The sequence below is a fragment of the Collinsella sp. An271 genome (genome assembly GCF_002159695.1).
In the GTDB taxonomy this organism is placed as follows: Bacteria; Actinomycetota; Coriobacteriia; order Coriobacteriales; family Coriobacteriaceae; genus Collinsella; species Collinsella ihumii.
The window spans coordinates 60,819-81,101 of record NZ_NFJE01000009.1 but is presented as its reverse complement, the minus strand read 5'-3'; the positions used below and the strand labels follow the sequence as shown (position 1 = coordinate 81,101).

The following is a 20,283-nucleotide window of genomic DNA, read 5'->3' as shown; positions in this document are numbered from 1 at the left end:
GCTGTTTTAGTGCGCGTCCGGCACGTTGTGTCGGACGCGCGCCGTCTCGTTGCCTACGGGCCGGTTCTCCTCCGGCGCTGTTTCATGCGAAATGCTTTTGTTTCTGCCCATTGGTAGTTGCACACTAAGAAAATCTTATGTATGTAGACTTAGATTTCTGTATAGAGCGACGCGAAAGCGGTAACAATACCTTTCGAACAGATGAATGCCGCCCCGCAGGGCGGCAACACCCCAAGAGAGGTGAGGCATATGAGAATCGACAAGCTTGCCGTGACGTCGCGCGAGGCGCTGCAGACGGCCATGGGCATCGCGAGCGATGCGCAGGCGGGGGCCGTGGAGCCCATCCACCTGCTCGCCGCGCTGCTCACGGGTGGTGAGCGCAACATCTCGGTCATCATCGAGCGCATCGGGGCCGATCCCGCACAGCTCTCCCGCGCCGCGCAGGAGGCCATCGACCGGCAGCCGAAGGTCTCGGGCGACGGTGCCGAGATGGGGCTTTCGCGCGACCTGGTGCGCACGCTCGAGCGCGCCGAGAAGCGCGCTACCAAGATGCAGGACAACTTCGTGGTGACCGAGCACCTGCTGATGGCGCTCGCTGAGGACAAAGGCGAGGCCGGACGTGTGCTCAAGGGCGGCGGCGTGACGCCCGAGCGCATCGAGGAGGTCTATCAGGAGCTTCGAGGTGACGACCGCGTCAAGACCGCTGAGGACAAGACGCAGTTCGAGGCGCTGGAGCAGTACGGCCGCAACATCTGCGACCTTGCGCGCGCCGGAAAGCTCGACCCGGTGATCGGCCGAACCGACGAGATCCGCCGCACCATCCAGGTGCTTTCCCGTCGCACCAAGAACAACCCCGTGCTGATCGGCGAGCCCGGCGTGGGCAAGACCGCCATCGTGGAGGGAATCGCCCAGCGCATCGTGGCGGGCGACGTGCCTTCCACGCTGAAGGACCGCGACCTCATCGAGCTCGACATGAGCGCTCTCGTGGCTGGTGCCAAGTACCGCGGCGAGTTCGAGGACCGCTTGAAGGCCGTGCTGAAAGAGGTCGAGAAGGCGCAGGGCAAGGTCATCCTGTTCATCGATGAGCTGCACACCATCGTGGGCGCAGGCGCGACCGAGGGCTCCATGGATGCAGGTAACATCCTGAAGCCCGCGCTCGCCCGCGGAGACCTGCACGCCATCGGCGCCACCACGCTCGACGAGTACCGCAAGTACATCGAGAAGGACGCGGCCCTCGCACGTCGTTTCCAGACGGTCATGGTGGGCGAGCCGAGCGTGGAGGACACCATCTCCATCTTGCGCGGCCTGAAGGAGAAGTACGAGATCTTCCACGGCGTGCATATCACCGACGGCGCGCTCGTGGCGGCCGCCGACCTCTCCGATCGCTATATCGCCGACCGCTTCCTGCCCGACAAGGCCATCGACCTGGTGGATGAGGCGGCGAGCCGTCTGCGCATGGAGCTCGATTCCATGCCGGTCGAGATCGACCAGACGCAGCGCAAGCTCACGCAGATGCAGATCGAGGAGCAGGCGCTCATGAAGGAGACCGACGACGCTTCCAAGGAGCGTCTGGAGGCCTTGCGTCAGGAGATCGCCGAGGTACAGGAGAAGCTGAACGTCCAGAAGGCGGGCTGGCTCAACCAGAAGAACGCCATCGACCGCGTGCAAGATCTCAAGGGCCAGCTCGACCAGGCCAAGAGCGAGGAGGAGCGCGCTACGCGCGACGGCGACCTCGCTCGCGCCTCGGAGCTGCGCTTCTCCATCATCCCCGGGCTTGAGCAGCAGGTGCGCGACGGCGAGGCCGAGATCGAGGCGCAGAAGACCGAGGGCGGCCTGCAGGAGCAGGTGACCTCCGACGAGATTGCCGAGGTCGTCTCCGCGTGGACCGGCGTGCCGGTCTCCAAGATGATGCAGGGCGAGATCGAGAAGCTTCGCGACCTGGAGGGCGAGCTGCACAAGCGCGTCATCGGCCAGGACGAGGCCGTGCGCGCCGTGGCCGCGGCCGTGCGTCGCAGCCGTGCGGGCCTGGCGGATCCCGACAAGCCCATCGGCAGCTTCTTCTTCCTGGGCCCCACCGGCGTGGGCAAGACCGAGCTCGCCAAGGCGCTCGCCACGTGCCTGTTCGACGATGAGCGCGCGCTCGTGCGCATCGACATGTCCGAGTACATGGAGAAGTTCAGCGTCCAGCGCCTCATCGGTGCGCCTCCGGGATACGTGGGCTACGACGAGGGCGGCCAGCTCACCGAGGCCGTGCGCCGTCGTCCGTACAGCGTCATCCTGCTCGACGAGATGGAGAAGGCGCACCCGGATGTGTTCAACATCCTGCTGCAGGTGCTCGACGACGGTCGTCTGACCGACGGTCAGGGCCGCGTGGTGAGCTTCAAGAACACGATCATCATCATGACGTCGAACGTGGGGTCGGGCGCGATCGCCGAGCTGTCCGGCAAGGACGACGAGGCCATGAAGCGCGAGGTCGACGAAGCCATGCGCGCCACGTTCAGGCCCGAGTTCCTGAACCGTATCGACGACATCGTCGTGTTCCATCCGCTCGGCATGGCGCAGATCGACAAGATCGTCGACATCCAGCTCGCCGATGTCCGCGCGCGTCTGGCCAAGGAGCGCATGTCGCTCGACATCACGCCGAGCGCCAAGCAGATGCTCGCCGTGGGCGGTCTCGACCCGGTCTTCGGCGCTCGCCCGCTGAAGCGCCTCATCCAGACCGAGGTCGTGGATACCATCGCCGAGGCCATCATCGACGGCCGCGTGCGTGAGGGCGACCAGATCACGGTCGACGTCGATACCGACGGCACGTTCTTCGTGGCGCAGGACGCCACGGGCCCGGCCCCGACCTACGAGGTGCCGGACGGCGAGTAGCGTCGCAGGCAGACAGCTTGCTCAACACGATAGGCCGGCGGCCCTGGAACAATCCGGGGCCGCCGGCCTTTTGCGCTGTCGAAGAGACGATGACGGCAGCATGGCGGACGAACCTACGGGTTTGGACCGTTTGGCGGGGCGCATACGGTCCAAACCCGTAGGTTCGACGTGGCGGGCGATCACGCTGCCTGCCTCAGGACTCCATCTCCGCCTGCTGAGTGCGTTCGAAGAAGCGCTCGAAGATCATCTCGAACACGTAGTGGAACATCAGTCGGCTATCGAGGTCCATGTTGCCGAAGCGCACCTGCTTCTCGACGGTGAACAGGGGGATGTCGGCGAGCTTGGACAGCGAGTTTTTGGAGATGCCCGTCATGGTGACAATCTTGCTGCCGCGGCTCTTGGCGATGGAGGTCGCGTCGATCGACACCTCGGTCTCGCCGCTGATCGACACGCTGAACACGAGGTCGTCGGGGCCGAGCAGCTCCGCGTAGTGGCGCATGACATGGCGCTCGCTGAGCGTATCGGTGTTTTTGCCCATGATCTTGAGCTTCTCGGCCATCTCGAGGCAGGGGTATTTCGAAAACCCTGAGCAGAAGAACACGATGTGCCCGGCATGCTCAATGGCGTCGACGACCTTGTTGATCGTGATGTCGTGCACGAGGTCCTTGGTCTGGATGATTTGCAGGTCGAGCGGGATGGTTTCGATGGTGTAGCGGTTGCGTTCGAGCGAGAGCAAGTACGAATGCTTGAGCTCGGTGAAGCCCGTAAACCCGAGCTTGTGCGCCAGGCGCACGATGGTGTTGGGCGCAACGTAGAAATGCGCCGCGATGCCCTTCGAGGTCGCCTGCTCGATGTCGCCACGCAGTGAAACGATGTAGCGCAAGATCTTGCCCTCGAGATCGTTGAGGTCCTTCTCTCCCGACTTGACGTGGTTGTAGAACGAGTCCTGCACGGTCGCGACACCTTTCTACTTGCTACACGAACAAGCAAATATCCCATGACTCCGCATGGGCCGCAGCGGGGTGTCCGTAAGCGGTCATATCTTGTTCGTTAACGGTGCAATACCCCATGTGTTGCGCGACACAGATGTGTGTTGCGGCGCAAAACGCGTATCGCACGCCCGTTTGCGCAGCTCAGACGGTCGCTCTGGCGTCTTGGCATGCACAATGGAGGCACCGAAGGGGTACGAGGAACGGCAGCCGCGGAGTCGCACCGTGCCCGCTTGGGATGCACTGCAACCCTTGTGAGGGGAGAAGTTCTCATGAAAGACAAGCTCAATATCGTTCTCATCGGCGGCGGCTCTACGTGGTGCCCCGGCATCCTCAAGGCCCTTACCAAGCATCTCGACATCTTCCCGCTGAATCGCGTGTGCCTCTACGACATCGACGCGGAGCGCCAGGAGCCCATCGGTGAGTTCGGCAAGGTCCTGTTTGCCGAGGAGGCGCCCGAGGTCGAGTTTATCTACACCACCGACAAGGACGTCGCCTACACCGACATCGACTTCGCCCTGTGCCAGATCCGCACCGGTGGCTACGAGATGCGCAGCAAGGACGAGAAGATCCCTCTGTCCATGGGCATCATCGGCCAGGAGACGGTCGGCCCCGGCGGCATGGCCTACGGCATGCGCTCCATGCGCGACATGGTCGAGATCGTGAACGATGTGCGCGAGCGCAGCCCGGAGGCGTGGATCATCAACTACACCAACCCGGCCGCTATCGTGGCCTATGGCCTCGACCGCATCTTCCCCGACGAGAAACGCGTCCTCAACATCTGCGACCAGCCGGTCAACCTGCTGCGCTCCTACGGTCGCCTGCTGGGCCGCGACATGACCAACGTCGAGCCCGTGTACTTCGGCCTCAACCACTTCGGCTGGTTCACGCACCTCTATGACGAGGAGGGCAACGACCTCGTGCCGCTCGTCAAGGATTACACCGAGAAGAACGGATTCCTTCCCGTCGACGCCGAGCAGCGCGACCAGTCGTGGCTCGACACCTACGCCATGGTCAAGGACATGCTCGAGGACTTCCCCGAGTACCTGCCCAACACCTACCTGCAGTACTACCTGTATCCCGAGTACAAGCTGGCGCACCTCGACCCCGACTACACCCGTTCTGACGAGGTCATCAACGGGCGCGAGAAGCGCGTGTTCACCGAGTGCCGCCGCGTGGCCGAGGCCGGAACCGCCAAGGGCTCGTCGGTCGTGCAGAACGACGCGCACGGCGACATGATCGTCGAGGTCTCCTCGGCCATCTACCGCAACACCCGCAAGACCTTCATCGTCATGGTCCGCAACGACGGGATCATCGAGGGCATGCCGGACGACGCCATGGTCGAGGTCGCCGCGAGCGTGGGCAAAAACGGCCCCGACCCGTACGCCGTGGGCAAGATCGGGACGTTCTACCGCGGCCTCATGGAGAACCAGTACGCATACGAGCGCCTCACCGTCGAGGCCTGGATGGAGGGGTCCTACGAGAAGGCGCTGCAGGCGCTGACCCTCAACCGCCTGGTGGGTGACGCCAAGAAGGCCCGCAAGGTGCTCGATGCGCTCATCGAGGCCAACAAGGGCTACTGGCCCGAGCTCCGCTAGCGAACCGACGTCGGGCGGCGCGTCGCGGGCGGATGGCAGGGGATCGTCCGCGGCGCGCCCGCTCGGCGCTGCGCTGTAACTGTCCGCGGGGCGCGGGGCATCCCGCCCGTCGCGCCCCGATGTCAGAGGGGACTGAACATGAACAAAGATGAATTGCTGGCGAAGTTCCAGCGTTTGGGCAAGGTCCTGATGACGCCCGTTTTGATCTTGCCTATCGCGGGCATCCTGCAGGGCTTCGGCAACGCCTTCACGAGTCCCATGCTGCTCGAGTACGCGCCATGGTTGGGGACCCCGGCGATCGCCATCTTCTTCTCGATCCTGAAGGCGGCCGCGGGCGTCGTGATGAGCAACATCCCGCTTATCTTCGCCGTGTGTTTGGCCTATGGGTTCGCCAAGGGGGAGAAGGCCACGGCGGCGCTGTGCGGCATGATCGGCTACATGACGCTCAACGCCGTGATGGGCACGTTCCTGACGGCGATCGGCACCATCGACCCGGAGAACCTGGCTACCGGCCAGAGCACCATCCTGGGCACGATTACGCTCGATACCGGCGTGATCGGCGGCCTTCTGGTCGGTGCGCTCGTCGCCTACCTGCATAATCGCTTCTACAAGATCGAGCTGCCGGCCGCGCTGTCCATCTTCAACGGCGTGAAGTTCATCCCGGCGGTCACGATCGTGGGATGCAGCGTGCTCGCGCTGGTGCTCTCGCTCGTGTTTCCGCTCGTCCAGACGGCTCTGGGGGCGCTTTCCGACTTCATCCGCGCCACCGGCGTGTTCGGGTCGTTCGTATACGGCGCCGGCGAGCGCCTGCTGCTTCCCTTCGGCCTGCATCACTTCGTGTACCTGCCGTTCTTCTTCACCTCGCTCGGCGGTACCGAGGTCATCGACGGCGAGACCATCTCCGGCGCCGTGAACATCTACAGTGCCATCCTGGGCTCAGCTACCACCCCGTTCGATATCAACGTGAGCCGCTTCGTCATGAACGGCAAGGTCATCTTCGCCATGTTCGGCCTGCCCGGTGCCGCGCTCGCCTTCTACAAGACGGCGCTGCCCGAGAACAAGAAGAAGACCGGTGCGCTCATGATCGCGCTCGTCATCCCGTGCGTGCTGTCCGGCATCACCGAGCCGCTCGAGTACTCGTTCCTGTTCATCGCGCCGGTGCTGTATCTGGTCCACGCCATCATGGCCGGCCTTGCGTACGCGTTCACGTTCCTGCTGAACTTCAACGTCGCCGGCTCCGCGACGTTCGGGGGCCCGCTGCTGTCGCTGATCTTCAACGGCATCCTGGGGGCGAGCAAGGGATCCGGCTGGATGTCCATCCTCATCCTCGGCCCGATCTGGTTCGCGACGTACTTCTTCGTCTTCAAGACGCTGATCAAGCGCATGAACCTCAAGACCCCGGGACGCGAGCTTCCCGAAGAGGGCTCCGAGGACGCCAAGGCCGAGAAGGCACCCGTGAGCGAGCTCATCCCGCTCATCATCGAGGCCGTCGGCGGTGCCGATAACATCAAGAGCGCCGAGGCCTGCTTCACCCGTCTGCGCCTGCAGCTGAACGACTGCAGCAAGGTGGCCGACGACAAGGTGTTCACCGAGGAGCTCGAGGCGCGCGGTATCGTGCATGTCGCCGGAGGCGTGCAGATCGTGTACGGTATGATGGCCGCGAACTACGCCACGCAGATGCGCGAGGCGCTCGGCATGGAGTAGCCGAGAGGCGGCAGAGGAGGCCCTGTGGCCCGACATCGGAGACAGGGGGCGACGCGGCTCGCAAGGGCGCGTCGCCCCCTCCCTGTGCGACAATGGCATGCGATGGCGGCACCGATGGAGGAGGCGGCATGCCCGACGACAAGAAGCGCGCCCAGGCTCGGCGCGAGGATGCCCGGCGTCCGCGCGACCCGTTCATCCGGGCGGAGAACGAGGACGATGACGGCTACGATCCCTACTCGGACCGTAGGCCGGACCCGGAACCGCTGTTCGAGCGGGATCCGTGGGACTAGAGGTGTTGGATGCCGCCCCGCGTTGCTCGCCGCACGCGGGGCGGTACTTTTTGGGGTGCGGGGCGCTGTATTCGCCCGCGTGCGAAACCGCACCTTGATAAAAGGTTTTACCAAGGGGAGTGGGCGCTTCGTTTTGAATTTGGCATCAACTCGCGGGCAAGAAGGGCCGCTTTAGGGCGGATTGGAGGCGCCTCCCGGGGCCTCCGGAAACGGCTGGGTAAAGAATCACAGGTCACAGGCTTGTCAGATATGGCCGTTTTCCATTCGTATTATCCGGATTGATACCAAATTCATTTTCAAGATATAATAACCCCCTCTTTCCTGCGGATTTGCGGTGCGGTTTCCCCACCGTGCGCATTCGGGAACCCGGAATCTGCCCGCCGCGCGGTGTAGGGCTTAGCCCCGTTTGCGTCTGCGCCCTGATACAATCTGGGGCGATGCGACAACGGAAAGGGGAACCATGTCATCTCTGTGCAAGACCGTCAAGATCATCTCGCTCATCATGCTGGCGATGGGCGTCGTCGGCATTGTCTATGGCGTGTACCAGTGGATGACCGCACCTGTCATCGAGGGCTTCGAGCAGGGCCAGGTCTACGTGCGCGCGAGCGCGGTGCTCGTGGTAGTCTGCAGCATCCTGTTCCTCGTGGGCGGTGTGAGCGGTGCGCTCGGCGCCAACAATCCCGGCAAGCTGAAGCCCTACACCGTGCTGTGCGCAATTCTGGCCATCGCGAACGGCGCTGCCGCCGCCCTGTTCCTCGTCGCAGGGGCGTTCATGTCGGTCTTCTTCGTGTTCGCGATCCTCGCGCTGGTAGGTGCTGTGTTCGCTGTTCGCGCTCGGAAGGACGCGTCGAACCGACTGCTCTAGCCGTGCTGCATCGATGAAGGTTGCCCGTCTCGCGCGGGTGTGCTTCCGTTCTGCTAGAATCGTACTACTTGCCTCCGTAGCTCAGGGGATAGAGCACCGCTCTCCTAAAGCGGGTGTCGCCCGTTCGAATCGGGCCGGGGGCACCAGAATTATCGCAGGTCAGAGGTCATATTGGCTTCTGGCCTGTTTTTCTGTTGAGCGATAAAGTGGTGGCTGGGGCAAATTAGGGGTGGAATCCGCTTTCTGTTTCTGCTCCCCCGATCCTATTCTCTATCCCGCCGTTCGATCGTTCTTGTCCGCAGTTATCCTTCTCAGCATCGTTGTCCTGGAGGTCATCTGTGGGTTGAAGATGAGCGGTTGCTGATGTCGTCGGAGCGAGGCGATGGCTTGGCGAGAAAGACAGGTCGTTATTGCTGCGTAGAAAAGGGGAGGGCGATGCGTCTCGCTCTCCCCCTCGTTTCGTTTTGTCCTTCGCTCCTCCCGGTTATCCGAGGTGCAGCACGTCGCGATGCAGGACGCTGAACATTTTGGCCGCGGCGCAGCGCCAGGCATCTCCGTTCGGGTTGACGTGGGCGACGCCGTCGTCAACCTCTCCGCTGATGATGCCCTGGTCGACCGCCCAGGCGACCGAGGTTCGAGCCCAGTTGGCGACCTCGCTGGCCCCGTTGATGGCGTCGAGTGCCTGCCCGCTGGAGGCCACGGTGACCCCGCCGATCTCCTTGGCATAGTTCGCGAGCATGGCGCACAGCTCTTCGCGCGTGACGGGTTTTTCGGGATCGAAGGTGTTGTTGCCGTATCCGTTGATGACCGCGTGCGCGCGTGCCCAACGGATGGCGCCTCCATAGTACTGGCTGTAGTCCACGTCGCTGAACGACTCGGAGTTTGCATTCGGCGAGCCGGCCATGTTCCACAGGACGCACGCCACCTGGCCGCGCGTGATGGAAACATACGGGCCGAAGGTTCCGTCGTCGTAGCCGTGCATCAGCCCGTGCTCGAGAACGTAGCCGAGAACCTCCTCGGTGGCATACCAGTCCGTCGGGTCGACATCGGGGAAGCCGCCCGTGACCGGCGTGCTGGGGGTATCGGGATCTTCCGGCTGCTCAGGTTCGTCTGCGCCGTTCTTGGAAACGGTGAGCGTGCCGTTCACGACGGTCACGTCGTAATCGGGATTGACCCCGAGCTTCACTTCGATGGGATAGGTTCCCTCTGTGCCGCTCCAGACGCACGACAGACTGTAGTCGATTTTCTTTCCCGCAACCTCGCCGGTGACCTTTGCGGTCAGCGGCGGACGCTGGTCGCCCGGCTTCATGGTCTTGTTGTCTACCGTGATGGTCGCCTTTGCCTTGGCGACGGTGACGGCAACCTGCTTGGTCGCCTTCGCATGCGTGTCGCTTTCCTGCGCCGTGATGGTGATGGTGGCGTTGCCCGCCCCCTTGATACTCACTGTGCCGTTGCTCGAGACGGTGGCGACATCCGCGTTGCTCGAGCTATAGGTTAGCTTCTGCCCACTGGATATCGAGGCGCCGAGCGAGAAATCGGCGTTGCCAAACGTCTTGGTAAACGAATTGTTGCCGGCGATGGATGCCGTCTTCTTGGCCGTGACGGTGAGCGTGCCGTTGACGGCGGTTACGTCATAGTTGGGGTTGGAGCCGAGGTTCACCTTGATGGTGTAGGTTCCCGTGACGGCGGTGTTGGCGTCGCAAGACAGGGTGTATTTCACCGGATAGCTCGAAAGCTGGCCGGCGACCGTGGCGGTGAGCTCGGGCATCTTGTCGCCCACGCCCATGGTTTTGTCTTGTGCGGTGACTGTCGCCTTGGCCTTGTTGATGGTGATCGAAATGGTCTTGCTTGAGCTGGCGGCGGAATCGGTCGCCTGCGTCTTCACCGTAATCGTTGCAGTTCCCGCCCCATGAACGGTTACATAGCCCATGCTCGAAACGGTGACAACAGACGGGTTGCTGGACGTGTAGGTAAGGGGCGAGCCGTTGCTCGCCATGGCGTCAAGCTTGAAATCGCCGTCGCCGAAGGTTCTGGTATAGGTGCTTGAACCGTTGATGGTGGGACCGTCGCCGGCCGTGACGGTGAGCGTGCCGTCTATCGCGGTCACATCATAGTTGGGGTTGCTGCCAAGCGTGACGACAATGGGGTACGTGCCGACCTTGCTGCTCGGCTCGCAGGACAGCGAGTAGTTGATTCGGTCGGAGTTGACCTCGCCGGTGACGCTGGCCGTGAGCGTTGGCATTTTTTCGCCGGAACGCATGGTCAGATCGTTCGCCCTGACCGTCGCCTCGGCTTTCTTGACCGTTACGGTGATGGTCTTCGTAGCTTCGGGATACCGATCGTTGGCCCGTGCCGTTACGGTGATGGTTGCCGTGCCGGCGCCAAGGACGCTGGCTTCGCCGCCGTACACGCCGATGACGGACGCGTTGCTCGTTGAGTAGCTCAGGGTCTGGCCGCTGGAGATCGACTGGTTGAGACTGAAGTCCGCGTCACCAAACGTCCTGGTAAACGAGTCGGGCCCTTTGATGGTCGCGGGGGTCGCCGAGCCGCCGCCCTCCAGGCTGAAGAAGTTCACCTGGTACTCAATGGGGGAAGAAGTGGCTCCCGTGATGAGCACGGTGAAACTGTCGCCCGGATAGCAAGAAAATCCGTTGGGCCTGAAGATGATGGCACCACGCATTCCGTATCCGCCGTTGTCGACGTTGAAGTAGCCGTCACTTGACCTGCTGCTAAAGTTCCACACCTTGCCATCGCGCTCACGGGTGAGGGTGACGGTCGTGCTGCTTTCCGATACCTCACTGCCTACGTTTAGGCTCCACGGATCGTCGCTTTGGAAGAGCTCGACCGGCATGTTCTGCGCTGGCCAAGCGACGTTCGTGCAGCTTGAGGAGCCAGTTCTGTCGAAGGCGTACATGGCGGTGTAGCTGCCCACATAGCCAAAGCCCACCTGACCCATGGGTGGATTGAGCACCCAGCGACGGTGGCCAACACGGTCGATGTTACTCGCGTCTTCATCGCGCAGGTAGCCGTTGACGATTGAGCTAGCGGGATTGGCGTAGCCTGATCCGAGATTTGAGCTGCTCGCTCCCTTATGCCCGAGGTCATAGAGGTCATTGGGTAGGCCAGCTGGCTGGGATGGATCGTGCGACAGCTTGTTGTTCAGCCTGCTAACGAGCGATGCTGCCTGCGCCCACTCGTTGTAGTCGCTGTTCAGCGTGACGCTGCTCGGGACGCCCGCGATGTAGCGCACGAAGTTGAGGACCTTGAGCGCGTCGTTGAGCGTATCGTTCGAAAGGCTTCCGGCGGCATATGGCGGAGTGTCGACATCTGGCTGCACGGAATAGCTGACGGATTTGCTCGTGATCTCGTCGAGGTCGATGTTATTTCGCTCGGCATAGTCCAAGATCTCCTCCTGGCTTACCGAGGCTACGTTGCATCCGTCGGCAAAGGCGACATGAGGGCTCAGGGCAAGCACGAGCGCGAGGCTTGCTATGAGTGCCATCACCACCCGCCACCATCGCCGCGACGCGTGCTGGGACAGCTCGGAGGGCCGCCAAACATTCGTATACATAAGTACCTCCCGACCCTTTGCGAGGGGGACAACCCCTCTCTACTTGAGACCTTATATGCTGGTGGCGGATGTTTTGGGTGCGGCAAAAGTCTATCGGTGAGGGGTCATTTTGATTGGTGAGCGGCGGCGTGCGGCAGGCAAAAGTGCACGCAGAAGGTACGTCCCCAATGTGCATTTATAGCCGCAGTGCCATGCCGCTGCGCTTGGCCACGAACCATCTTCCCCGTTCCCACCAGATCACTTTGGGCGTACGGCGGATGCAGACGGTCCACTTGACGCAGAGGTTGCCGAATTCCGCTCTGCCAAAGCTCCGAACGCTGTAGACGCTTTCGATGTTCCACCATCTGCCGTCGGGCCAATGCAGGCGCACGGGGTGCGCATCATGATCACCGAGCCCTGGTGACCCTGCTGCCATGTCCACGCGGATGTAGATGCGCTCCCGTTCTGCGGGAATGCCGCACCTCCCGGCAAGCGATGCACGATGTGGGAATCCAGCCACGGCAACCTCCTCAATCGATCATGTGTTCGAATCGAGTGGCATCATAAGCAGTCGCGTGGACATGGCTTTGTGTCCAGTGGAGGCCCGCGAGCCTTCACTGGATCCAGATTTAAGGTCGAGGCGTGTCCATGTGGTCCGCCTCCGCCAGCCCGTCGCGCGGAAGCCCGTGAAGCACGCTTTACACAATCCAGAAGATCAGCTGGTAAACGAAGTGACAGCGTCCCATCGGCTGCTTTCGACGGCAGCACCGTCGTGCAGGATGAAGTACGCGGCGACGTCGTCGCGTTCGTCGGCGATCTGGCGTCCACGATCGCTGCCGGCAACGAAGAGCGTGGTCGAAAGCGTGTCAGCCAAGGTGGAGGAGGGGCAGGTGACGGTGACGCTGTCGACGTCGGTGGAGACGGGCATGCCCGTATTCGGGTCCAGGATGTGCCAATAGGTCACGCCGTCCTGCTCGAAGGTGCGCTCGTACAGCCCACTGGTCACCAGCGAGGTCGGTTCTGCAAGCGAGGCGGTGCCGACGACGGTGCTGCCGCCGGGATCGTTGGGGTCGCGCACGCCGACGAACCAGGGCTCTCCGTCGGGTTTGGTGCCGAACAGCGCGATGTTGCCGCCCAGGGAGATCATGGCGGCAGAAGCCGAGGTCTCGGCTTCCAGCAGCTCGACGAGCCGGTCGGCAACATAGCCCTTGGCGATGCCCCCCAGATCGAGCTGCGCCTGCGGGTCGTCGAGCTGCACGGTGCAGGCGTCCTCGTCCACGTGGACGCCGCGCCAGCCCACATGGGGGAGGGCATCAGAGATCGCCTCGTCGGAAGGGCGCACGCCCTCGTCGAAGTCCCACAGGGTCGATACAGCGCCGATGGTGATGTCGAACAGCCCGTCGAACTCCGCGCAGTAAGCCAGGGCCTGGGAGACCAGGTCCGCAGTCGCGGGGTCCACCTCCACGGCGGCGCCTTTGGCGGCGTTGATGCGCGCGATGTCCGAATCGCTGCTGTAGAGGTTGAACAGCTTGTCGTAGCGGGCGCACGCCTGCGTCAGCTTTGAAAGCGCCGCATCGTCGCCGTAAACAGAAAACGTGCAGTACGTATCGAATGCGAACGTGCCGCCGCTCGCGGGCTCCTCTCCAGGGCCTACCGCGGCCGACCCACCGCTTTCGGAGCATCCGGGCAGCAGGTAGGTCAGGCTTCCGGCGAGCGCGATGCCCGCGCCTGCGAGCAGCGCGCGACGAGAGGGGAGTGACGACGGGCTACTCACGGAAGCCCGCCTTCGGGAGGGCGGCGAGCACGCCGCGCAGTATGAGCCCGATCGCCAGTCCGCACGCAACGCCCGCGATGGCGAGCACAGGCGCGTTCACGAGTGCGACCTGGGGGGACAGAAGCGCCGCCACGACCAGCAGCTGGCCCGCGTTGTGCGCCACGCCGCCCAGAACCGACACGCCCACCTCGGAAAACAGATCGAGGCGCACAGCGGCGGCCATGATGGCCCATGAGAGCAGGCCTCCGCCCAAGCTGAACGCGAGCATCTGCGGTGTCGAGAAGAGCAGCATGGAGCAAAACACCTTGGCGAGCATGATAAACAGGGCGGGGCGGGCGCCCATGCGCTCGAGTGCGAACAGGACCACGGCGTTGCCCAGCCCCAGCTTGATGCCGGGAACGCTCACCGGCAGGGGCACCAGGACCTCCAGGTAGCCCGCGCACAGGGCAAGGGCGGTGAGCAGGCCGTACCATGCCGCCCTGCGTCCCGGGCTCGATAGGGTGTTTCGTTTTGTCGCATTCCGTCGTATCATGCTGGCTATTATAGAGAACGCGCCGTGGTATACGCACCATTGCATAAACGCACCAAGGTCATGAGGCAAAAGGAGAAGAGGCTGTGGCCAAGAAGGTGACGCTCAAGCAGATCGCGCACGAGGTGGGCCTGTCGCCCGCCTCCGTCTCGCTTGTCCTCAACAACCGACCGTGTCGCATCTCCGAGGAGAATCGCCGCCGCATCAAAGAGGTGGCGGCGCGCGAGCACTATATTCCCAACCAGATCGCGCGGAGCCTGGTCACGCGCCAATCAAAGACCCTCGGTCTCATCGTCCCCAACATCGAAAGCCGGTTCTTCTCCTCGCTCGCCAAGAATCTGGAGCAGCGGTGCCGTGCCGAAGGGTACGCATTGTTCATCACCAATTCGGACGGGATTCCCGAGAACGACGTCGAGTTGCTCAACCTGCTGGTCACGCGCGGTGTCGATGGCCTGTTTCTCGTAGTCTCCGATGAGGTGTCCGACAATGCGACGCTGCTTGAGGAGCTGAACAACCTGCCGGTTCCGTGCGTGATGGTCGACCGCGTGGTGAACGAGTTCACCTGCGACAAGGTCATGTTCGACCACGAGCTGGGCGGCTACATGGCGACGCGCTACCTGCTGCAGATGGGGCATCGTCGGATTGCCTGCGTGGTGAACGCCTCCAAGACCCTGACCGGTCGCAAGCGTCTGCTGGGCTATCTGCGCGCGCTGCGCGAGTCGGGCCTCGAGACGGACCTGTCGCTCGTGGTGGAGAGCGAGTACTACATCTCCAGCGCATACGAAGCGTGCACCGAGGTGCTCGACAGCGATGCGACCGCCGTGTTCGCGAGCTCGGACAACATCGCGCTCGGCCTGCTGAAACGCATGCATGAGAAGGGGAAGCGCATCCCGCGCGACTACTCGATGGTGAGCTACGACAACAGCGCCGCCGATGCGCTGTTCGAGCCCGCGCTGACCTCGATCGAGCAGAACGTCGGCAAGCTGTCGATGCATGCGGTGGGCCTGATGATGCGCCGTCTGGCGAACCCCGCCGTCAATCCGGTCGAGCGCGTGCTCAAGCCCCAGCTGGTCATCAAGGAAAGCGTGGCCTCTGCGAAGTAGGGTATCTGCCCCCACCCTTCGTCTCGGCTGCGCGAACGGTATGTTTTGGCCGGTGAGCGGCATGAGATATGAAGGAACGGAGAAGGGCTGCGACGTATGAGGCGCGCCTTTTGCTCGTGCTGCGCATATTGTTCGAACACTTCATGGAATGGGTCGGTCCACTGCCATGGCGCAAAGCACCGTTTTTGCAGGTACGGGCGATAATAGGCGATAGGTCCGAGAGGGGCTGTTCGAAGACAGTCCGTTTTGGCTGTCTCAAAGCGATGCTTACCGCACCTTGATATAAACTTTTCCGAAAGATAAAACGATTTGTCATAATGGTAAAACGTTTTAGCAACTATACTGACCTTGGATGTGCTGGACGGGTGCAACCCGGTAGATTCCAGAGGCTCCATCCAACTTCTGGGATTTGCACACTGCGCGGAACCCCTGCCTGCGCTGAGCGCTTACTGCGGCTCGCATCCGTCCGCATCCGAGGTTTGATACCTAATCGGCGGGCATCCCGCCCGGCGTGATAAAAAAGGAGGAGCAATGTCCCAACCCGTGATCGGAACTCCGTGGAAGAAGCTCAACGCCCCGGTGAGCGCTGAGACCCTCGAGGGTGTTGAGAAGTATTGGCGCTGCGCCAACTACCTCTCGGTCGGTCAGATCTACCTCCGTTCCAACCCCCTTATGAAGAAGGACTGGGTGGACGAGAAGACCGGTGAGACCCGTGATTTCGGTCGTCCCGACGTCAAGCACCGTCTCGTCGGCCACTGGGGCACCACTCCGGGCGTGAACTTCCTGTTCGGCCACGTGAACCGCCTGATCGCCGATCACCAGCAGAACGCCATCTTCCTGATGGGCCCTGGTCACGGCGGCCCTGCGGGCACCGCTCAGTCCCTGCTCGACGGCACCTATCGCGAGATTCGTCCCGACATCACCGATGACGAGGCCGGCCTGCAGAAGTTCTTCCGCCAGTTCTCCTACCCCGGCGGCATCCCCAGCCACTTCGCCCCCGAGACCCCCGGTTCCATCCACGAGGGCGGCGAGCTCGGCTACACCCTGTCCCACGCCTACGGCGCCGTGATGGACAATCCGAGCCTGCTGGCCGTGGCCGTCGTGGGCGACGGCGAGGCCGAGACCGCGGCGCTCGCCACCTCCTGGCAGTCCAACAAGCTCGTGAACCCCAAGACCGACGGCATCGTGCTGCCGATCCTGCACCTCAACGGCTACAAGATCGCCAACCCCACCATCCTCGCCCGCATCTCCGATGAGGAGCTCACCAAGTTCTTCGAGGGCATGGGCTACAAGCCGCACTTCTTCATGGCTGGCTTCGACAACGAGCCGCACATGTCGATCCACGCTCGCTTCGCCACCCTCCTCGAGGAGGTCTTCAACGAGATCTGCGACATCAAGACCAAGGCCGAGACCGGCGTCGAGACCCGCCCGGTCTATCCGATGATCATCTTCCGCACGCCCAAGGGCTGGACGTGCCCCAAGCACATCGACGGCAAGAAGACCGAGGACTCCTGGCGTGCCCACCAGGTGCCCCTGGCGAGCGCCAAGGACACCCACGAGCACTTCCGCGTCCTGCGCGCCTGGCTGCGCTCCTACATGCCCGAGGAGCTCTTCACGCCGGAGGGCCAGGTTCGCCCCGAGGTGACGGCCTTCATGCCCAAGGGCGACCTGCGCATCGGCGCCAACCCCAACGCCAACGGCGGCAAGGTCCGTCAGCCGCTCACCCTGCCCGACATCCATGCCCATGAGGTGCCGGTCGCCGAGAAGGGCCACGGCTGGGGCTCCACCGAGGCCGCGCGCGTCTTCGGCGCCTACACCGCCGACGTGCTCGCCGCTAACGACGACTTCCGCATCTTCGGCCCCGACGAGACCGCTTCGAACCGCCTGCAGGACGCCTACAAGGTGACCAAGAAGCAGTGGGAGGCCGGCTATCACGCCGACGCCGACAACGACGACCTGCTGGCCACCTCCGGCAAGGTGATCGAGCAGCTCTCCGAGCACCAGTGCGAGGGCTTCCTCGAGGCCTACCTGCTCACCGGCCGTCACGGCGTGTGGAGCACCTACGAGAGCTTCGTGCACGTGGTCGACTCCATGGTCAACCAGCACTGCAAGTGGCTCGAGGCCACCGTCCGCGAGATCCCGTGGCGCGAGCCCATCGCCGGCCTGAACATCCTGCTGTCCAGCCACGTGTGGCGTCAGGACCACAACGGCTTCTCCCACCAGGACCCCGGCTTCATCGACCTGCTGCTCAACAAGGCCAACGACACCCACGTCGTGAACGCCTACTATCCGTGCGACGCCAACATGGCCCTGGCCGTCGCCGAGCGTTGCTACCAGTCCACCAACTGCGTGAACGCCATCTTCTGCGGCAAGCAGCCCGCGCCGACCTTCGTGACGGTCGACGAGGCCAAGGCCGAGCTCGAAGAGGGCCTTGCCGTGTGGGATTGGGCCTGCACCGCCGATAGCCTCGAGGACGCCGACCTCGTGATCGCCTCGTGCGGCGACGTCCCCACCATGGAGGCCCTGGCCGCCACCGACCTGCTGCGCAAGCTCGGTGTCAAGGTGTGGTTCGTGAACGTCGTCGACCTGCTCAAGATCCAGAGCGTCGCCGACAACGACCAGGCCATCTCCGACGAGCGCTTCGTCGAGTTCTTCGGTGACGAGAACAAGCCCGTGCTCTTCTGCTTCCACGCTTACGAGGGCACCATCCACCGCATCCTGTGGGCTCGTCCGGGCGTCAAGAGCTTCCGCGTGCACGGCTACGAGGAGAAGGGCTCCACGACCACCCCGTACGACATGCTGCGCCTCAACAACATGGATCGCTGGGAGCTCGCGTCCGACGCGCTGCGCCTGGTCGACGCCGACAAGTACGCCGATCAGATTCAGACGTGGGAGGACTTCCGCGAGGAGGCGTTCCGCTTCGCCGTGGACGAGGGCTACGATCACCCCGACTTCACCAACTGGGTCTGGCCCGACGCCGCCGCCGCGACCGACGGCGAGCTTTCCGCGACCCAGATGACCGCCGGCGACAACGAGTAGCGCCCGGAACATCCGGTTCAGCCAACCGTAGCGGGGGGGCACGGCCACGAGGCCGTGCCCCTTTTTCTGTCGCTCCTTCGGGCGCTGCTTCGGCAAGAACTATCAGGACTTGGTTAACAATTGCGTGTTTGATGCCGCAAGCACTCTAGTATGCTAAAGTATCTGGCCAGCAAGAAGAGAGGAGCGGCGCATGACGGCAACGCCATGGGGATTCAGGGACATTCTGCCCGAGGAGGCGCAGGCGCGCGAGGATATCGCGCTGACGGTAAAGAACTGCCTCAAGGCGCATCGCTACCTTCCGGTCGAGACGCCGCTTTTGGAGGACAAAAGCGCGCTGGAGCAGGGCGGGCACCTGGCGGATACGCCCTTCAAGCTTTTCGACGACGACGGTCGCTTCCTGGTCGTCCGTCCCGACAACACGCTTTCCATCGTGAGGCTCGTGTCCTCGCGCATGAGCGCCGGCGATCTGCCGCTGCGCCTGCGCTACGAGGCGCCGGTCGTGCGCGCCGCCTCGCGCAACAGCGGCACCTCGCGCCAGTTCACGCAGCTCGGCTACGAGCTGATCGGCGCCGGCGGCGCGGCGGGGGATGCCGAGATCGTCTCGATCGCGGTCGAGGTCGTGCGCGAGCTCGGCCTACCCGGCTGGCGGCTCGTCTGCGGCAGCGTCCTGCCCATCAAGGCCCTGCTTTCCTGCTGTGCCGACGCGGACCTCGCCCGCCGCGTGCTCGAATTCGTGCACGCCAACAACCTCGTCGACCTCGATGCGTGCGTGCGCGCAAGCGGCGAGGACGAGGCCTTCAAGCGCGCCGTGTGCGCCCTGCCGCGCCTGAGCGGCGGCATCGAGGTGCTCGACGAGGTCGACGCGCTGCTGGAGGACGCGGGGGTGGGCGATTCCGCCACCGACGAGCTGCGCGCGCTCTATGAGGCGGTCTCCGCGATGGGGGAGGACGTCCGCGCGCGCCTGACGTTCGATTTCTCCATCTTGAACTCGTTTGACTACTACACGGGCCTGCTGTTCAAGGTCTACGCCGCCGGCATGCCGGACTCCGTCGGCTCGGGCGGTCGCTACGATACCGTGCTCGACGGCGCGATCGACGGCGTGCAGCGCGTCCCCGCTGCCGGCTTTGCGTTCTCGCTCGAGCGACTCGAGGCGGCCCGTCCCGACGAGAAGGCCGTGTGCGCGGGCGGGGACGGGGCGATCCCGCGCGATGTGGCGGCGCCCTTGCGCATCGCCGTCCCCAAGGGCTCGCTCAACGCCGATACGCTGCGCGTGCTCGAGGCTGCGGGGCTTGACGTGTCCGCCCTGCGCGATCCCGGCCGGCACCTGATCTTCAGGGCGCGCGATACGCGCGAGGGTGACGACTCCATCGGCGAGGTGGAATACATCATCGTGCGACCGACCGACGCCCCGGCGTTCGTTGCCTGCGGGGGAGCCGACTGCGGTATCTGCGGGCGCGACTCCTTGATCGAGGCCGACCTCAACCTGCTTCAGCTTATCGACCTGCAATTCGGCGCATGCCGGTTCATCGAGGCCGAACCCGCATGGCGGGCGGGGGAGGCGGAGCGCGCCTATGCGCGCCGCGGCAGCCTGCGCGTTGCGACGAAGTATCCGCGCATCGCGAGCGCCTGGTACGAGGAGCGCGGCGTGAACGCGGACATCATCTCGCTTCACGGCAACATCGAGCTCGGACCCATCGTGGGCCTGTCCGACCGCATCGTGGACATCACGGCTACCGGCACGACGCTGCGCGAAAACGACCTCGTCATCACCGGCGAGATCATGGAGTGCACGGCGCGGTTCTTCGTGAACCCCGGCCGCGCGAGGCTGGACGGGCGCGTGAGGAGGCTCGCGGAGCGCCTGGCCGCCGTCGTGGCGCAGGATTGAGGGCCCTGAGCAGAGCTTGCCGAATTTGGTATCAACAATCGAGGTATGCCCGGGCAAAGCGGGCGCGTCGAAGCGCCCTGCGA

General features: G+C 63.6%; 13 protein-coding genes and 1 tRNA gene. 9 read left to right on the top strand and 5 right to left on the bottom strand.

Annotated features, from left to right (window positions below; genetic code table 11):
• The first annotated feature begins 249 nt into the window (after positions 1 to 249).
• On the top strand, positions 250 to 2,874 hold the full coding sequence (gene clpB, locus B5F74_RS08880) for an ATP-dependent chaperone ClpB (protein ID WP_087201741.1): 2,625 nt from the start codon (positions 250 to 252) through the stop codon (positions 2,872 to 2,874).
• Between the two features lie 193 nt (positions 2,875 to 3,067).
• Here clpB and B5F74_RS08875 read toward each other — a convergent pair whose 3' ends face one another.
• Positions 3,068 to 3,826 carry a MurR/RpiR family transcriptional regulator gene (locus tag B5F74_RS08875; protein ID WP_087201739.1) on the bottom strand — a complete coding sequence of 253 codons (759 nt, stop codon included), beginning with the start codon at positions 3,824 to 3,826 and terminating at the stop codon, positions 3,068 to 3,070.
• A 309-nt stretch (positions 3,827 to 4,135) separates the two neighbouring features.
• Between B5F74_RS08875 and B5F74_RS08870 the strand changes: the two genes are divergently transcribed.
• The 5 genes from B5F74_RS08870 (at position 4,136) to B5F74_RS08855 (ending at position 8,466) form a co-directional block, all read left to right on the top strand.
• Positions 4,136 to 5,461 carry a 6-phospho-alpha-glucosidase gene (locus B5F74_RS08870; RefSeq protein WP_087201737.1) on the top strand — a complete coding sequence of 442 codons (1,326 nt, stop codon included), beginning with the start codon at positions 4,136 to 4,138 and terminating at the stop codon, positions 5,459 to 5,461.
• 138 nt (positions 5,462 to 5,599) lie between these two features.
• Positions 5,600 to 7,165, top strand: a complete 1,566-nt coding sequence (locus B5F74_RS08865; RefSeq protein WP_066831521.1) for a PTS transporter subunit EIIC — start codon at positions 5,600 to 5,602, stop codon at positions 7,163 to 7,165.
• Between the two features lie 128 nt (positions 7,166 to 7,293).
• Positions 7,294 to 7,455: a hypothetical protein gene (locus B5F74_RS12535; protein ID WP_204212527.1), complete on the top strand. Its 162-nt coding sequence runs from the start codon at positions 7,294 to 7,296 to the stop codon at positions 7,453 to 7,455.
• Positions 7,456 to 7,915: 460 nt separating this feature from the next.
• Positions 7,916 to 8,320, top strand: coding sequence for a hypothetical protein (locus tag B5F74_RS08860; protein ID WP_087201735.1), 405 nt, complete (start codon positions 7,916 to 7,918; stop codon positions 8,318 to 8,320).
• A gap of 70 nt (positions 8,321 to 8,390) precedes the next feature.
• Positions 8,391 to 8,466 (top strand) — tRNA-Arg (locus tag B5F74_RS08855).
• A 338-nt stretch (positions 8,467 to 8,804) separates the two neighbouring features.
• On the opposite strand, the gene B5F74_RS08850 is transcribed toward B5F74_RS08855, so the two are convergent.
• From B5F74_RS08850 to B5F74_RS08840, 4 genes are all read right to left on the bottom strand, one after another.
• Positions 8,805 to 11,822: an MBG domain-containing protein gene (locus tag B5F74_RS08850; protein WP_158095733.1), complete on the bottom strand. Its 3,018-nt coding sequence runs from the start codon at positions 11,820 to 11,822 to the stop codon at positions 8,805 to 8,807.
• A 244-nt stretch (positions 11,823 to 12,066) separates the two neighbouring features.
• Complete coding sequence (locus tag B5F74_RS12235; RefSeq protein WP_143753836.1) at positions 12,067 to 12,390, bottom strand: hypothetical protein; 324 nt, start codon at positions 12,388 to 12,390, stop codon at positions 12,067 to 12,069.
• Positions 12,391 to 12,585: 195 nt separating this feature from the next.
• Positions 12,586 to 13,644: an FAD:protein FMN transferase gene (locus tag B5F74_RS08845; protein WP_087201732.1), complete on the bottom strand. Its 1,059-nt coding sequence runs from the start codon at positions 13,642 to 13,644 to the stop codon at positions 12,586 to 12,588.
• On the bottom strand, positions 13,637 to 14,176 hold the full coding sequence (locus B5F74_RS08840) for a Gx transporter family protein (RefSeq protein WP_079989122.1): 540 nt from the start codon (positions 14,174 to 14,176) through the stop codon (positions 13,637 to 13,639). Before B5F74_RS08840 ends, B5F74_RS08845 begins: the two co-directional genes overlap by 8 nt.
• Positions 14,177 to 14,259: 83 nt before the next feature.
• Here B5F74_RS08840 and B5F74_RS08835 point away from each other — a divergent pair, with 83 nt between their 5' ends.
• From B5F74_RS08835 to hisG, 3 genes are all read left to right on the top strand, one after another.
• Positions 14,260 to 15,276 carry a LacI family DNA-binding transcriptional regulator gene (locus B5F74_RS08835; protein ID WP_087201730.1) on the top strand — a complete coding sequence of 339 codons (1,017 nt, stop codon included), beginning with the start codon at positions 14,260 to 14,262 and terminating at the stop codon, positions 15,274 to 15,276.
• A 531-nt stretch (positions 15,277 to 15,807) separates the two neighbouring features.
• Positions 15,808 to 18,315: a phosphoketolase family protein gene (locus B5F74_RS08830; protein ID WP_087201728.1), complete on the top strand. Its 2,508-nt coding sequence runs from the start codon at positions 15,808 to 15,810 to the stop codon at positions 18,313 to 18,315.
• Positions 18,316 to 18,505: 190 nt separating this feature from the next.
• The gene (hisG, locus tag B5F74_RS08825) at positions 18,506 to 20,200 is read left to right on the top strand and encodes an ATP phosphoribosyltransferase (protein WP_087201727.1); all 1,695 of its coding nucleotides are present in this window, start codon (positions 18,506 to 18,508) and stop codon (positions 20,198 to 20,200) included.
• The last annotated feature ends 83 nt before the right edge of the window (positions 20,201 to 20,283 follow it).